The following is a 17,463-nucleotide window of genomic DNA, read 5'->3' on the forward strand; positions in this document are numbered from 1 at the left end:
GAATTGCATTAAAAACAATTCTGGTAACACAAAAAACACTATACTCATGAAATTTAATTCTTTCCTAAGAATAGTAATGTCTATTCTTATCACTAGCCTAAGCTTTGGGGAGATGATTGCACAACCCAATGCCCCTTCTGGAAAAAAATGGCAAGCTGTAAATGAACTCACAGACGATTTTAATTCGTTTAATAGTAGTAAATGGCAAAAAGGACATCCCTATTGGGCAGGGAGATCCCCTAGCCAGTTTAATAACAATAACCTATCCTGGCAAAATGGAAATTTAAGGCTAAAAGGAACCTTACGATACCCAAACAGACAAGGGGATTTTATATGGACTGCATGTCTGACCTCTAAAGCTAAAAGTTTCAAAAAAGGCATGTATGCCGAGGCTCGAATCAAAAATGCCGATATGGCTATTGTATCATCTTTTTGGATGCAAGGAAATTATAGTGAGATTGATGTCATCGAAAATTGGGGTGAAGTTAAAAACAACCAATGGAGATACCTTGACTACACCATGGAAATGAACACCCATTATTATCCTAAACCATGCGGATGGCCATGTGATAAAAAAACACCAAAACATGCAACTAATCCAGGAAATGTAGGCAATTCTGCTGAATATGCAGTTTATGGCGTTTGGTGGGTGGATAGTCGTAATATACGATGGTATCGAGACGGTGTGCAAGTTGCAAGCGTTACATTATCTCATGATTTTAATGAAGATATGTACATGTTTTTTGATATGGAAGCCTTTACCTGGGGACCAGGTCTTCCTTCAAATAATGACCTAAACAACGGAAACAAAAACACAGCTTTTTATGACTGGGTTCGCACATACCGCCTTGTTAATGGTGATTCTCCAGGTGGAGGTGGTGGTTCATTATCAGCACTGAAAGGAAACAATGGTAAATATGTAAGTTCTGAAAATGGAACAAAACCTATGAATTGTAATCGAAATAGTATTGGAGCTTGGGAGAAATTTGATATTTCTGTTGTGGGTTCTACTAACGGAAACGATATTGTAACCCTTAAAGGTAATAATGGTAAATATGTAAGTTCCGAAAATGGAAGTAAACCCATAACATGTAATAGAAATAGTGCATTAGGTTGGGAAAAATTTGAACTCATAAACCACGGTAACAACGTTTATAGCTTTAAGGGAAACAACGGAAAGTACATAAGCTCTGTAAATGGTAACGGTGCAATGACGTGTAACAAAACAAACATTGGTGATCAGGAAAAGTTTGCCATTCAATTTGGTTTATCAAAAACATTTGCAAATGATACTAATGCAGGATTCACAATGTCACCAAATCCAAGTTTAGGAAAACAAGTCACCTTAAACTTAGGGCAAGCCGAAGAAACAAGTGCTTTATCGATCTATGATATTCAAGGAAGAGAACTAATCAATACTACTTTTAAAGGCTCACAATATCAAATTGATAAAAGTGTCCTAAGGTCCAGAGGGCTATATTTGATTAAAGTTAAAAATTCGTCTGGAGAATATTTAAAAAAACTAATTCATTAATAGTATAGTTATTTCTAAAACATAGTAAAGGCTGTTAACTCCCATATTAACAGCCTTTATCCTTCTTTCATTTAACACTCAAAAAACTTTGGAAATTTAAGTTTCCAAAGCTTAATCTTTATACTCTTGGTAAATCTCCTTCTCCTTTTAGTGGTAAATTTGATGCTCCCATTAAATATGAATCTATATGATGAGCCGCTTGTCTACCTTCTGCAATAGCCCAAACGATTAATGATTGTCCTCTTCGTGTATCACCTGCGGCAAAAACTCCTTTCACATTAGTTGCATAATCATTTTCTGTTGCTTTGATATTTGTTCTTGCATCCATTTCAATTCCCAATTGCTCTGCAATTGTAGGTTCTGAACCTGTAAACCCTAAAGCTAATAATGCAAGTTCGCATTTCCATTCTTTTTCTGTATTAGGAATTTCTTTTAAGGTAAATCTTCCATTTTCTTTTACCCATTCTACCTCAGAAGTAATCAATCCTTTTAAATTTCCATCTTTATCCCCTAAAAATTCTTTGGTCGAGATGCTCCAGTTACGCTCAACCCCTTCTTGATGAGAAGAACTTGTACGTAAGCGCATTGGCCAGAAAGGCCACGGCTGATTAGCCGGACGCTCTGTAGTACCTTTACCCATTATCTCAAAATTAGTTACAGAAGACGCTCCATGACGCACAGAAGTACCAATACAATCAGACCCTGTATCTCCTCCTCCAATAACAATTACATTTTTATCTGTGGCTAAAATTTCTTCTCCTAAATCTTTGATACCATCAACTCTTCTGTTGTTTTGTGGCAGAAAATCCATGGCTTGCACAACGCCTTTTAAATCTGACCCTTTAACTGGTAAATTACGGCGTACTGTAGCTCCTGTACACAACGCAATAGCATCAAAATCTTCTTTTAACTGATCAGCAAGGATATCTTTTCCTATTGCAGTATTCGTTTTAAATACAATACCTTCTTCTTCTAAAACTGTAATTCGGCGATCAATGACATTCTTTTCCATTTTAAAATCGGGGATACCATATCGCAATAATCCTCCTACTTTTTCGTCTCTTTCAAAAACAGTTACCAAATGACCCGCTCTATTTAATTGTTGAGCCGTTGCTAAACCTGCCGGACCTGAACCGATAACAGCTACAGTTTTTCCTGTTCTTTCTTTAGGAGGGTTTGCCTTTACCCATCCATTTTTAAATGCCTCTTCTACAATATTTTTTTCAATATTCTCTATGGTTACCGGGTCTTCATTAATTCCTAACACACATGCTTCTTCGCAAGGTGCTGGGCACAATCGTCCGGTAAACTCAGGAAAATTATTTGTAGAATGTAGTATGTTAGTCGCTTTTTCCCATTTACCACGATAAACAGCATCATTAAAATCCGGTATTAAATTTCCTAATGGACAACCGCTATGGCAAAATGGAATACCACAATCCATGCAACGTGCGCCTTGATCTTTAAGTTTTTTCTCTGGCATGGCCACAGTAAACTCCTTATAACCTTTTACGCGATCCTTAACAGGTTCGTACTGTTCGATCTCTCTTTCAAATTCTAAAAATCCAGTTATCTTTCCCATGTTTACTATCGTTTATGCTTGTGCTAATTTTTCTTCTTCTAATCTCTTTAGTGCTTGCTTATATTCTTCTGGGAATATTTTTATGAATTTTGACACTTCTTTTTCCCAATTTTCAAGAATTCGTTGCGCTAATGGACTTAATGTAGCATTATAATGATTCTCTATTAGTGTTTTTAGCTCTTCAATATCCTGTTGTTCAACAACTGGATCAAGATTTAAGGCTTCCTTATTGCAATGTGCTTCAAAGGTCTTTTTATCATCGTAGATATATGCTATTCCTCCTGACATACCTGCTCCAAAATTTCTACCAACTTCTCCCAATATAACTGCAACTCCACCTGTCATATATTCACAACCATGGTCTCCTATTCCTTCTACAACTGCTTTAGCTCCAGAGTTACGTACACAAAAACGTTCTCCCGCTTTACCATTAATATATACTTCACCGGCAGTAGCACCATAAAGAGTAACATTACCAGTAATTACATTTTCTTCTGGAATAATAGTAGCTTCTTCCGGAACTTTAATTATTAATTTTGCTCCAGAAAGTCCTTTTCCTAAGTAATCGTTGGTGTTACCATTTACAACCATAGTTAATCCTTTTGTTGCAAATGCTCCAAAACTTTGTCCGGCTGCCCCTGTAAAGTTTAATTTCAATGTATTATCTGGTAATCCCTGGGCTCCATATATTTTTGAAATTTCATTACTTAAAATAGCTCCTACTGCTCTATCGGTATTGCAGATATCGAAATCTATTGTTGTTTTTTCTTTTCTAAACAATGCAGGATGCGCTTGTTCTATAATTTCAAAATCTATTGATTTTCCAAGTCCATGATCTTGTGTTTCTGTATTATAAATAGCTACACCTTCTGGCGCTTCTACTTGGTGTAAAATAGGCGTAAGATCGATACCTGCAGCTTTATAATGTGCAATAGCTTTATTATGATCTAATTTATTTACTTGCCCCACCATCTCATCAACAGTTCTAAATCCTAATTGTGCCATAATCTCACGTAATTCTTGAGCGACAAAATACATGTAGTTTACCACGTGTTCTGGTTTACCTTTGAATTTCTTACGTAGTTCAGGGTTTTGTGTAGCAATACCTACCGGACATGTATTTAAATGACATACCCTCATCATTACACAACCTGAAGCCACTAAAGGTGCAGTGGCAAAACCGAATTCTTCTGCTCCTAATAGACAAGCTACAGCAACATCTCTTCCTGTTTTTAACTGCCCATCACACTCTAACACAATACGACTACGTAGATTATTACCCACCAAAGTTTGTTGTGCTTCTGCAATTCCTAACTCCCATGGCAGTCCTGCATGTTTTAATGAAGTTAATGGGGATGCTCCTGTACCTCCATCAAAACCAGAAATTAATACCACATCTGCTTTTGCTTTTGCCACACCAGCAGCAACAGTTCCCACACCCACTTCTGAAACAAGTTTTACATTGATTCTAGCATCTCTGTTAGCAGATTTTAAATCATATATTAATTGTGATAAATCCTCGATTGAATAAATATCATGATGTGGCGGTGGCGAAATCAATCCTACATATGGAGTAGAGTTTCTTGTCTTTGCTATTTCTGGGTTTACTTTTGGTCCTGGCAACTGCCCCCCTTCTCCAGGTTTAGCCCCTTGTGCCATTTTTATTTGTATTTCGGCAGCACTGGTTAAATAATTTGAAGACACTCCAAATCGTCCCGAAGCAACTTGTTTTATTGCGCTATTTTTCCAATCTCCATTTACATCTTTATAAAAACGAAGTGGATTCTCCCCTCCTTCTCCAGAATTACTTTTACCGCCAATACGATTCATAGCAACAGCTAGATTTTCATGAGCTTCTTTACTAATGGACCCATAAGACATTGCTCCCGTTTTAAAACGTTTTACAATCTCTGTCCACGGTTCTACCTCATCAATTGAAATTGGATCATAGTTAGAAAATTCTAACAATCCACGAATTGTCATTAAACTCTTTGATTGTTCATTAATCAATTCGGCATATTCTTTATATGTATTAGGGTCATTATCTCGAACTGACTTTTGCAATTTTGCAACTGACAATGGATTAAATTGATGCTTTTCTCCATTACGTCTCCAGCGATACTGTCCTCCTATTTCTAATTCTAAATCTGCTGCTACTTCTTGCTCTACGTATGCTTTTTTATGACGTTTAGCAATCTCTTTCTCTAATTCATATAATCCAATACCTTCAATTCGTGTTGCTGTATTGGGAAAGTATTGATCCACAACTTTGGTATTAATCCCTATACATTCAAAAAGCTGTGAACTTCTATATGAATTTAAGGTAGAAATCCCAATCTTATTCATCACCTTAAGCACACCTTTACCAACGGCTTTATTATAATTTTTAATAGCTTCGTCGACCGTTATCCCTGTGATATTATTTTCTTGGATCTCTTCCCCAATAATTTCATTTACCATATAAGGATTTATTGCACTAGCTCCGTATCCAAACAATAAAGCAAAGTGATGAACCTCTCTTGGTTCTGCAGATTCTATGATAATACTTACTCTAGAACGTTTTCCTAGTTTTTGCAATCCACTGTTTACATATGAACATGCCAATAATGCAGGAATTGGTCCTCTATGCTTACTTACATTTCTATCAGACAGTATAACTACATTAGTTCCCTTATCGATAGCATCAGACACATTGTGAAGTAAAGTTTCTAATGCATCTTCAAGACCATTTAGTCCTCTGTTTACATTATAAAGTATAGGAATAGAACTAACTTTAAATCCTTTATCAGTATATGTCTTTATTTTATCAAGATCTTCCTTAGAGATTACAGGATTTTGAATTTTTAATTTATTACAATGTTTTTCATTAATATCAAAAATATTATGATCAGCTCCTAATGTTAAACTTATATCTGTAATTAACTCTTCACGAATACCATCTAATGGAGGGTTAGTAACTTGAGCAAATAATTGTTTGAAGTAATTATATATTAATTGAGGACGCTCAGAAAGAACCGCTATAGGCGTATCAGATCCCATCGATCCTATTGGTTCTTTACCTAATTGTCCCATTGGGGCAATAATTGTATCTATATCTTCTTGCGTGTAACCAAAAACAGCTTTACGTTTTGTTACTGTTTCTTCACCTAAAAACAATGGGCAATCGTTATACGGAATATCTTTTAAATGAACTAAATTATTATCTAGCCATTCTCTGTATGGATGTTTAGAAGCAATTTTTTCTTTAATTTCTTCATCATTAATAATTCGCCCTTCACTCATATCAACCAAGAACATTTTTCCTGGTTCTAATCTACCATGATATTCTATATTACTAGGTTCAAGATCTACAACTCCAGTTTCTGAAGACATGATCACATATCCATTTTTAGTAACACTATATCTAGAAGGTCGTAACCCATTTCTATCTAGTACGGCTCCTATATAATTTCCATCTGTAAAAGGAATAGAAGCTGGGCCATCCCATGGTTCCATAGCACAAGAGTTGTATTCGTAGAAAGCTTTTTTTGCTTCAGACATGTCTGGGTTTTTTTCCCAAGCTTCTGGAACCATCATCATCATAACTTCTGGTAGCGATCTTCCTGTCATTAACAACAATTCTACGACCATATCCATAGAAGCAGAATCTGACTTACCTTTTAACACTACAGGTAATATGTTTTTAATATCCTCTCCAAACCAATCGCTCTCTAAGAGTTCTTCTCTGGATCTCATTCTTGTCACGTTACCGCGCAACGTATTGATTTCACCATTATGACACATATATCTAAAAGGTTGTGCTAAATCCCAAGTCGGAAACGTATTGGTTGAGAATCGCTGATGCACTAGAGCTAGCCTTGTCACCACCTTTGGATCCATAAGATCGGTATAATATAATTTAATATCCTCTGGCATTAAAAGCCCTTTAAATATTAAAGTCTTTGTAGACAAACTTGGTAAATAGAAAAATTTACTTTCAGAAAGTTTAGAACCATATATAGTATGTTCTGTAACTTTTCTTGCCGTGAATAGTTTTAAATTGAAATCAAAATAGCTTTGCTCATCACTTGATTTACCAATAAAAATTTGTTTAATAAATGGTTCTGTCGTTACAGCTATCTCTCCCAAATGAATATGGTCTACAGGAACATCTCTCCAACCCAATAACTCTAATCCTTGATCGACAATATTTTTTTCAAAAGTATCGATGCAAAATTTTCTTTGGTTTTCTTTTTTAGGAAGGAATACATTACTTACTGCATACTCTCCTGCCTCAGGCAAATCAAAATCACAGTTTTCTACAAAAAAATCATGAGGAATGTCTATTAGGATACCTGCTCCATCTCCTGTCTTACCATCTGCACTTACTGCACCACGATGTTCTAGTTTTTCAAGAATTTCTAATGCTTTGTGTATAATGTCATTTGATTTTTTCCCTTCTAAACTACATATAAATCCAGCACCACATGCGTCGTGTTCGAATTCTGGTAGATACATTCCTTGTTTCTTCATAATATTTTCCGATCTAATTGTGAACTATTCTTGAATTTTGATGTTTCAAGAGTTTGAAATTAACAAATCATTAAGGAATGAAAAAGAAAACAGAACCATTCTACTTCACTTTTTTGAGCTACATAAAAAAAGTGCCACTTATATAAAATAATCACAAAATAATGATCTCTGATTACGAATTTGATAACGCGGTTTTTGTTAAATAACCTCAATAAAATTAGGGTTTCACCAAAATTATAGCCTTTTGATAACCAATTACTTCAAATGAAAACGTTTTCGTATTTATCATCTACTAATCAAGTATGAAATCTTCAATTTTAAATAGAAAAATTACATACCCCCAATTTTTTAGGGGGTAAATATTATAAAATGATAAAAATTACGTCTTTACCCTATAAAATTTGGATGTAAAATATAATTTCACATATTTTTGACCTGAATTTAACATTAATTTTAACTTTTATTCTATATGAAAAAAATAGAAGCAGTCATCAGAAGGTCTAAATATCGAGTTGTAAAAGAAGCTCTTCACGATAAAGGAATAACATTCTTTTCATATTGGGATGTAACTGGTGTAGGAAACGAACAAAAGGGAAGTGTATACAGAGGAGTATCATACAGCACAACAGATATCCAAAGACGATATTTATCTATAGTAGTCAATGATGATTTTGAAGAAGCTGCTATTTCTGCTATTCTAGAAGCAGGAAAGACTGGAGAAGTTGGTGATGGAAAAATCTTTGTTTCGGATGTAAATGAAGCTTATAGAATTCGTACTTCAGAAAAAGGTGGAGGCACCTTAAATTAAGTCTTTATTATCATTAACCCAACTGAAAACAAAAAATAACTTTAATAGTATTTAAACAATGGAAATGTTAACTATAAACAATGTATGGATGATGGTGTGTACAGCACTAGTTTTTTTCATGCACTTAGGATTTTCTTTTTTAGAAATAGGATTAACTCGTCAAAAAAACACAATTAATATTTTATTTAAAAATGTCTTTATTATCTGCGTAGGTCTTTTACTCTATTGCTTAGTAGGATTTAATTTAATGTACCCAGGTTTTGAAGAAGGTGCTGCTGGATTTTTAGGTTTTGCAGGATTTGGATTAGATTCTCCATTAACTGCTGAAGGAGCACTTGACCTTACGTATAACGAAGGGTATACCTATTGGACAGATTTCTTATTTCAAGGAATGTTTGCCGCTACAGCAGCAACAATAGTTTCTGGAGCTGTTGCAGAACGTATTAAACTTGGATCATTTATGATATTCACTATCATATATGTAGGTTTAGTATATCCAATTGTTGGTTCTTGGCAATGGGGAGGTGGATTCTTATCTACATTCAAGATTGGTGAGACTGAAGGTTTTTATGACTTTGCCGGTTCTACGCTAGTACATTCTGTAGGAGGATGGGCAGCTTTAGTTGCGGTATATTTATTAGGATCGAGAATAGGTAAGTTTAGTTCTGACGGAAAGCCACAAGCTATCCCCGGGCACAACATACCTCTAGCAGCAGCAGGTGTGCTTATTCTTTGGTTAGGATGGTTTGGATTTAATGGTGGTTCTGTTCTTTCTGCAGATGCAGCAGGTACTTCTCTTACTTTAGTTACAACATCTTTAGCAGCAGCAGCAGGAGGTGTAGTTGCATTTCTTGTGTCTACCTTATTATATAAGAACTATGACTTAACTATGTTCTTAAATGGTATCCTTGGAGGACTAGTAGGTATAACAGCTGGTGCAGATCAAATGAGTCCAACAGATGCGGTATTAATAGGTGCAATTGCAGGAGCAATTATCGTTTTTGGTGTTGCCTTAATCGATAAATTAAAATTAGATGATCCTGTTGGAGCTATTGCAGTGCATTTAATATGTGGTATCTGGGGAACTTTAGCTGTAGGTATTTTTGGAGCTAAAGCAGGTTTCGATCAATTTTTAATACAAGGAGTAGGTGTATTATCGGCTGGAGTATTTTGTGTAGCAACTTCTTTTATCATCATCTTTGCACTTAAGAAAACTATCGGCATTAGAGTTTCTGAAAAAGAAGAAATTGATGGTTTAGATGGACATGAGCATGGTATGGATGCTTATCCAGATTTTAGAATTAATCAACACTAGATTAGATAGAGATTTATTTTTTATCTAGATAGATAGTATAAACCCGGGAGATCAATGATCTCCCGGGTTATTTTTATTTGATGATCTGTATTGATAAAGGGTATGATGGTGGTTCTCCATTACTGGCTTTAATTGCATTAAGTATTGGAAAAACAAAACATAACAAAGCGATAAGCATCAATCCTAATATACCAACGCCAAACAGTAATATTAAAGGCACACATACTATTGCATAAATAAACATACTAATCTGAAAATTCATAATAGATTTACCATGCTCATCCATAGCTAACACTTTTTCTCTTTGCGTTAGCCACAGTAGTAAAGGAACAATAAATCCTCCAAAGCCTGTTACAATATCTAATAACTGTGATAAATGGGTAATAACCAATACTGATTTGTCCTGTCTCATAATTTCTATACGTTTTTGATTGATTGATGAATTGCTAATATTATTAGCATATATCTATATGACGAAAGAATCTATATTTTGTTACAGCATAAAAAAATACATCCTAAAAATTAATTTAGGATGTATATTTAATAATCTAATGTCTTTTGTTTATTTTTTAATTTATTATTAATTTTTGAGTAGATAATCCATCCTCACTATCTATTCTAATCAAATAAATGCCTTTTCCTAATGATAAACTTTGCGCTGATACTATATTAACACCGGGCTTAAGTTCTTTTTGCCCCACTTTTCTTCCAAGAACACTATAAAAAGTCGCGTTAATATTACCTTTTACGTAATCATTGATATAAATTGAAAATCTAGATTTTGCAGGGTTAGGGTGAATTCTTGTATTCAATAAACTATTTTCGCTTTCATCTCCTAATATTGGTGTTACAGACTCTAATGCCGAAATTAAACTTTCAGCTGTAGCCGATTGTCCACAAGAACCCTCATAAATTTTCACATTTGAAAATATAGAAGTATTACCAGAACCTGCATCATTATCATTAATAAAAACTAACTGATTCATATTACCAGTATAAAAATTACCAACAGGAATTGTATATTTCTTTGTACCACTTGTATAATCATCATAATTTGTTACTCCATAATTCTGAGTACCATGTACTTTGAAATAACGATTTGCTGTTAATGCATTGTCATCATCAAAACCAACGGCATGAATCTCTCCTTCAGCACTACTACTAAAATCAAATTCAAGTACTGTGTTTGCTGTCACGTTATAATTAAGTGTTATATATTTCCAAGTGTTATTTGATAATGACAATCCCGAACCACCACTTACAACTGATGAATTATTACCTGAAGAATCCTGATTAGCATACGCATTAATTTGAAAATCGTTAAAGTTTAACGTTGGACAACTTGGATCTGGATTTCCTGTTCCGTTTTGAATAGCAACGGCATCTATAGCGATATCACTTTGCCAGCCTTGTCCACCATCACCAGTTACTGCATTAAATCGTAATTGCACGCTTGCTTCACCTGCATAAGAAGAAAGATCTACATCTGCAGCATTCCAATCTGAACCTTGCGCTCCCGTTCTATTAAATACAGATACCCAATTTCCTGTATTATTCGTTCTTGCTTCTACAGCAAGACTTTCTATTGCACTACCAACCATGTGATATTGAAATGTTAATTTTGGTGACGTTAAACTTCCAAAATCTAAACAAGGTGAGTTTAAAATTGCACGCTTATTAGGATAACCTGTTCCGTTTCCAGAAGCTTCTACATAAAGATAAGTTGAACCATCATTAGCTGCACTTGGACCTGTACCATTAGAAGGTGTTCCCCCAGAGTTTCTTGTCCAGTTAATATCATCTCCCGAAGTAGCTTGTTTCCATTGACCAAGATTACTTTCAAAACTTTCACTAAAAGGAAAAGAAGAAACATCACCGGTACACTCATCTGTTGGTGGATTACCTCCTCCATCAAGCCCCATAGCATCCCAAAATGCAGGAATAGTCGCTCTTTCTCCAGAATTAGAACCTCCTGATCCTGTACATCCCCCATAGGCATGAACTCCAATGGCATTTCCTGTAGCGGTATCAATTATAGGGCTACCAGAGTTTCCTCCTGTTGTATCTGTTCTATATCGCACAAAAGTATTTGTAACTGAACTAAGAGGTCCGGTATGGATTTGTTGTGTTTGATTATCAATACCAGTATCTGTACCAAAACCTGTTATTGTGATATTGTTCCCTGGTGCGCTTTGCACTACATTAAACGATTTACCTTGTGCTTGAATAGGTGTTTGGCCTGTTAAAGAATTTGCACTTGCTGTAAAAACTGCCCAGTCATTTGCTTGACTTGGTTGATTTGTATAAGGAGTCACAAAATTTCCTATTGGATATTGATCTTCTGGTCCAGGATGTACGATAGTTCGGTCAGGATTAGATTTAGGCACATTAAACTCTATAATCTCTGCTCTACTACTTACGCAATGTCCTGCAGTTACTAATTTACCATTGGTGATAATCCACCCAGTACACCCAATTGGAACTATTCTTCCAATTGCTGCATCGTTTGAATCTACTCTATCATCTACTGATCCACATTGAGATTTAATCTGAAGAGAAGGATCTCCAACTGCTAGTTCCATAACATCTAACCCAATAGCGGTTTCACCTGGAGCAATTGACAATTCTAAAATAACACTATCCCCGTTAAAGTAGGCACTAGAGTTTTTCCAATCTTTAATATTAGAGGTAGTTAGTATCTGTTTTGCACCATCAAGTTTGGAAGTAATAGTCAAGGTACTATTTACACCTAAATTAACATCTTTAAAGAATAAACGTAGCCAAATTGCATCTTTCTCTGAAATGGTTTTGGTTATAACCTGAGCACTACTTTTTCCAATGTTATCTCCTGCTCTCAATGTTAAGCTTGAAGCTTTAATATGCTGAGGCAAGCCTCCTGTTTGCCCCCAATTAAGTAATGGCAAACACATGAAAGCCATGAGCATAAGTACTCCAAATCTTCGAAAGGAATAACGGCCCTTAAATTTTGTTAAGTTTTTTGAGTTTGTGTTGTAAAAATTCATACGAATAAGATTAAAATTTATTGGTTAAGACATTAAATTCGTTAGTTAATTGAATGGTCATAACTTTTGTTACAACTATCTTGTATTCCATATTACGAACTAATTATCCAATATTTTAATCAGATAGAAAGGAAAATTTTTCTCTTATTTTTTTTCTTCCAGATGATATGGAAGATAGTAATGCAGTGCACACTATTGGAATTGAGTTACAATATAAGAAAGAAAAACAACTCTTCAAAAAAGATATCTTCCAAAATTTATAGTAATTATATTAATGTCTATTTTTGCACTTCATTGCATAAAAAATGATCACACAAGATACTATAGTAGCATTAGCTACACCTTCTGGAGCTGGAGCAATTGCCGTAATCCGAATTTCTGGTAAAGATGCTATTACTATATGCGCTCCCCTATTTAAATCCATTCATGATAAAGATCTCAGTGTTCAAAAAAGTCACACAATTCATCTTGGACATATTATTGATGGAAACAGAATATTAGACGAGGTATTAGTATCTATTTTTAAAGGAACTAGTTCATATACGGGAGAACCTACTATAGAAATTTCATGTCATGGTTCTACTTATATACAACAGGAAATTATTCAACTTTTACTTCGTAAAGGATGCAGAATGGCCAATGCGGGAGAATTTACTTTACGTTCTTTTATTAATGGCAAATTAGACTTATCTCAAGCCGAGGCTGTAGCCGATCTTATTGCATCAGACTCTGAAGCTTCACACCAAATTGCAATGCAACAAATGCGAGGTGGATTTTCTAATGAAATCCAAAAACTGCGAGAAGAATTACTCAATTTTGCTTCACTTATAGAATTAGAACTTGATTTTGCCGAAGAAGATGTTGAGTTTGCAGATCGAACTCAATTCAAAAGTTTAATTTCAAGAATTATAGATGTATTAAAACGTCTTATCGATTCTTTTGCCGTTGGAAACGTTATCAAAAATGGAATACCTGTAGCTATTGTTGGAGAACCTAATGTTGGTAAATCTACTTTGCTAAATGCTTTACTTAATGAAGAGCGCGCTATTGTTTCTGATATTGCAGGAACAACACGTGATACTATAGAAGATGAAATCAATATCGGCGGTATTGGATTTAGATTTATAGATACTGCTGGGATTAGAGACACTAAAGATGTAGTTGAATCGATTGGTATCAAAAAAACTTTTGAGAAAATTGAACAGGCTCAAGTAGTTATTTATTTAATAGATAGTTATAACCTGACTACAGAAAGTTTACTAGAAATAAAAACTGAAATTGGTAAAATTAAAAATCAACACCCGCAAAAACCTTTGATTATTGTTGCCAATAAAGTAGACAAATTAAATGATTCTCAAATTAATGTATTAACTACTGAAATTGAAAATATTCATTTGCTCTCTGCTAAGAAAAATATAGGAATTGATGACTTACAAAACAAACTCTTAGAATTTGTAAATACTGGTGCTTTACGTAATAATGATACGATAGTAACGAATACTCGACATTATGACGCTTTACTAAAGGCCTTAGAAGAAATTCAAAAAGTACAATATGGCTTAGACTCTGGATTATCAGGAGACCTAATGGCTATCGATATTAGACAAGCCCTATATCACTTTGGTGAAATTACTGGTGAAATTACGAGTGATGATTTACTAGGCAACATCTTTGCTAATTTTTGTATTGGGAAATAGATTTCACCCCGAGTACTTTTCGGATTTTAATTATCCAAAACAACAAACTCGCTTCTTCGATTAAGCGCATGTTCATCTTTAGAACATTCAACCCTATTACCACATTTATTGATCAATATTGTTTCGCCATACCCTCTACTTTTTACTCTTGATGAGTCGATACCTTTACTAATTATGTAATTAGCTGTCGACTTGGCTCTGCGTTGAGAAAGTTTCATATTATAACTATCTTTTCCCTTACTATCTGTATGAGATCCTATTTCAATCCTAATACTTTGGTTTTCTTTCATAAATGCTACAATCTTATCCAATTCTTTAGCTGTATTACCAATAACTAATGCTTTATTTGAAGCAAAATATATCGGTTCTAAATTCAATAATTTGGCTAAATCCGTCCCTTTCTCAGGAAGATTGCTTTTCAGATTTAAGATTTGTTCTTTCTTTGGTTCATCTCTGGAAAAAGAAATTTTTTGAACCTTTGTATCGAAATCTTTCTTGGCTAAAGTAATTTCATAAGCTTGATCAGCGCAATCTAGTTCTAACGAAAAAACTCCTTTAAAATCTGTCAATCCCTTATAAATAATTTCCTGCTCCTGGTTCTTAATCTCGACTTTCGTTTCTGGAATTACATTTCCCGATTTTTGATCCTTTACTATTCCTTTAAAACTCCCTTTGCAAATAGTAACCAAAGGTTTGGTTTCTTCAAACGAATAAATATCATCGCTTCCTTTCCCCCCAGATCGGTTGGAAGCAAAAAACCCCTTCTTACTTCTGTCATCAATAATAAAAGTAACATCATCGGCAGCACTGTTAACCGGTTCTCCTAGGTTATATACATTTTTATCTCGGTCGTTAAGGCCTATTGCAAAAACATCAAACCCTCCTAGCCCTAAATGCCCATCTGAGGCAAAATACAATATTCCAGATTTACTCATAAAAGGAAAAGAATCTCTTCCTTCTGTATTAATTCCAGGTCCCAAATTTTGTAAATTTCCAAAGGTTCCATCTTTATTAATCTCTACAACATATAGATCCGACATACCGTATCCTCCCGGCATATCCGAAGCAAAGTATAATTTCGTTCCATCAGCATTCAATGATGGGTGCGCAACAGAATATTGGTTATTATTAAAAGGAAGCTCCTTTATTGAATTCCATTCAAATTCCTGATTTAAAGATGCCTTGTAAATTTTTAAGTGGCTCACTCCCAAAGAATCTTTACCTAATTTTGCACCTGAAAGGTTATTTCTTGTAAAATATACCATCTTTCCATCTTTTGAGAAAGAAGAGGTAGATTCGTGAAATTTAGAATTTAAAGTCTCCGGTAATTTCAGAGAATAGTTTAATTCCAGGGAATCACTATTTGTAAACTTGTATAGATTCAGATAAGGCTGGTTTGTCCATGTATTTTTTTTAACCGAACTCTTATTACTTCTTGAAGAGGAAAAAACAATTTCTTCTTTATAAAATGAAGGTGCAAAATCTACCCCCAAAGAATTTTGAGAAATATTCTTTATACTATACCTACCCGATTGCAATGCTATTTTGTCCAGGTAATCCGGTTGTTCGATAAGTCTTTTTACACGTGAATCTTCACTACTAATTGACTTCAAAAGAACCATCAGGCTATCTGATGCCTTATATCTCTTCATAAATTTATATGATTGTGCAGTTCTAAAATAATATTCTGCTGAGATATTAAATGATTCCTCTGTTTGATCTTCTAGTGTTGAAACATCCTTAGCTTTAGTTTTTATTTCTTCTTGTCTTTTCCACATCTTATCATACCATCTGGCAGCATCTTTTAGATTAGAAGTATAATAATAACAATCTCCAAGCCTTTTGTATATTTCAAAGCTACCGTTTCCTTTTTTAATTATTTTTTTATAGGAATCTATAGCTTCAGAATAGGCAAAATTATTAAACAAATCATGAGCTTTTTTAGTAGATTTTTGTTGTGCATTAATTTGAAATACAGAACCTATCAAAGCTATCAAGAATATATATGTAATGAATGGTTTCATAGTTTTAGTGTAAAATTTAGCATTAAAAGAACCTTGGGTATACAACTTTTTCGCGTTTCTTGAAAATCTCATAACGCAGTATAAATTCATATGAACCTGAATTAAATTCTGTATTTCCTAACCCGGTTGTTTCCCAATCATAAGCAAACCCTAACATAAGGTTATCCGCAATCTGAAAACCTACCAATGCACTCAAAGCCGAACTCCATCTATAAGCTAATCCTAAAGTTAGTTTTTCTCTATAAAGAAAATTAGCTGACACATCTACTTGTAAAGGAGCACCTCCAACTACTTTAAATAATGTTGCAGGTTTAAATTTTAGGTTTTCATTAAGCTCAAAAACATATCCTGAAATTAGATAATAATTAATTCTTTCGGTTGCTAAAAAAGATGAAGCCAGATTTTCATTAGAAGATTCATTAAAATGTTTTGTCTGAAGCAAATTTGGGGCTGATATCCCTAAATAAAATTTCTCTGTATGATAATAAATTCCTACCCCAACATTAGGAGAAAATTTATTATCAATATTGGTATCCAAAAGAATATCTGAATTCGTAAATCTATTTAACTCATCAAAATTAACATCCAATAAGTGCCCGCCTGCCTTTATTCCCAAAGCCAATTGACCTTCTTCTGAAGTGTTTAAAGTATAGGAAAAATCAATATCAATATAGGTTTCCTGCGTAGGACCTATCTTATCATTAACAATAGAAAACCCCAATCCAACTTTTTCACTTGGACCAATAGGAGAATGTATGTTAAGTGTTTGTGTAACTGGAGCTCCGCCAATACCTACCCATTGATTTCTGTACAACCCAGTAATACTAATAGCATCTCTTGAGCCTGCATAGGCAGGATTTACACTTAGAGTGTTGTACATGTATTGTGTGTATTGAGCATCTTGTTGTGCTAAGATCTCTTTGGTTGTTATAATTAGTAAAAGAACTAGGATATATATCTTATTCATC

10 protein-coding genes are annotated in these 17,463 nt (G+C 34.3%); 4 read left to right on the forward strand and 6 right to left on the reverse strand.

Going from position 1 to position 17,463, the window contains the following annotated elements; all coding sequences use genetic code 11:
• Positions 1–46: 46 nt before the first annotated feature.
• A complete protein-coding gene (locus AWE51_RS07895; RefSeq protein WP_066311913.1) occupies positions 47–1,534 on the forward strand; it encodes a T9SS type A sorting domain-containing protein in 1,488 nt (495 codons plus the stop codon).
• 118 nt (positions 1,535–1,652) lie between these two features.
• Here AWE51_RS07895 and AWE51_RS07900 read toward each other — a convergent pair whose 3' ends face one another.
• Together AWE51_RS07900 and gltB are read right to left on the reverse strand one after the other, a co-directional pair.
• Positions 1,653–3,116, reverse strand: coding sequence for a glutamate synthase subunit beta (locus AWE51_RS07900; protein WP_066311915.1), 1,464 nt, complete (start codon positions 3,114–3,116; stop codon positions 1,653–1,655).
• A gap of 12 nt (positions 3,117–3,128) precedes the next feature.
• Complete coding sequence (gene gltB, locus AWE51_RS07905; protein ID WP_066311918.1) at positions 3,129–7,628, reverse strand: glutamate synthase large subunit; 4,500 nt, start codon at positions 7,626–7,628, stop codon at positions 3,129–3,131.
• Positions 7,629–8,097: 469 nt separating this feature from the next.
• Between gltB and AWE51_RS07910 the strand changes: the two genes are divergently transcribed.
• Together AWE51_RS07910 and AWE51_RS07915 are read left to right on the forward strand one after the other, a co-directional pair.
• Positions 8,098–8,436: a P-II family nitrogen regulator gene (locus AWE51_RS07910; protein ID WP_066311920.1), complete on the forward strand. Its 339-nt coding sequence runs from the start codon at positions 8,098–8,100 to the stop codon at positions 8,434–8,436.
• A gap of 58 nt (positions 8,437–8,494) precedes the next feature.
• A complete protein-coding gene (locus AWE51_RS07915; protein ID WP_066311922.1) occupies positions 8,495–9,751 on the forward strand; it encodes an ammonium transporter in 1,257 nt (418 codons plus the stop codon).
• A gap of 73 nt (positions 9,752–9,824) precedes the next feature.
• Here AWE51_RS07915 and AWE51_RS07920 read toward each other — a convergent pair whose 3' ends face one another.
• Positions 9,825–10,163: a DUF4870 domain-containing protein gene (locus tag AWE51_RS07920; protein WP_066311924.1), complete on the reverse strand. Its 339-nt coding sequence runs from the start codon at positions 10,161–10,163 to the stop codon at positions 9,825–9,827.
• 157 nt (positions 10,164–10,320) lie between these two features.
• Complete coding sequence (locus AWE51_RS07925) at positions 10,321–12,774, reverse strand: trypsin-like peptidase domain-containing protein (RefSeq protein WP_082832359.1); 2,454 nt, start codon at positions 12,772–12,774, stop codon at positions 10,321–10,323.
• A 305-nt stretch (positions 12,775–13,079) separates the two neighbouring features.
• Here AWE51_RS07925 and mnmE point away from each other — a divergent pair, with 305 nt between their 5' ends.
• Positions 13,080–14,471 carry a tRNA uridine-5-carboxymethylaminomethyl(34) synthesis GTPase MnmE gene (mnmE, locus tag AWE51_RS07930; RefSeq protein ID WP_066311928.1) on the forward strand — a complete coding sequence of 464 codons (1,392 nt, stop codon included), beginning with the start codon at positions 13,080–13,082 and terminating at the stop codon, positions 14,469–14,471.
• A gap of 26 nt (positions 14,472–14,497) precedes the next feature.
• Here mnmE and AWE51_RS07935 read toward each other — a convergent pair whose 3' ends face one another.
• Together AWE51_RS07935 and AWE51_RS07940 are read right to left on the reverse strand one after the other, a co-directional pair.
• Positions 14,498–16,495, reverse strand: coding sequence for an OmpA family protein (locus AWE51_RS07935; protein ID WP_066311999.1), 1,998 nt, complete (start codon positions 16,493–16,495; stop codon positions 14,498–14,500).
• A gap of 22 nt (positions 16,496–16,517) precedes the next feature.
• Positions 16,518–17,462, reverse strand: a complete 945-nt coding sequence (locus AWE51_RS07940) for a PorP/SprF family type IX secretion system membrane protein (RefSeq protein ID WP_066311930.1) — start codon at positions 17,460–17,462, stop codon at positions 16,518–16,520.
• Position 17,463 lies beyond the last annotated feature (1 nt).

The sequence above is a fragment of the Aquimarina aggregata genome, assembly GCF_001632745.1.
GTDB classification, from domain to species: domain Bacteria; phylum Bacteroidota; class Bacteroidia; order Flavobacteriales; family Flavobacteriaceae; genus Aquimarina; species Aquimarina aggregata.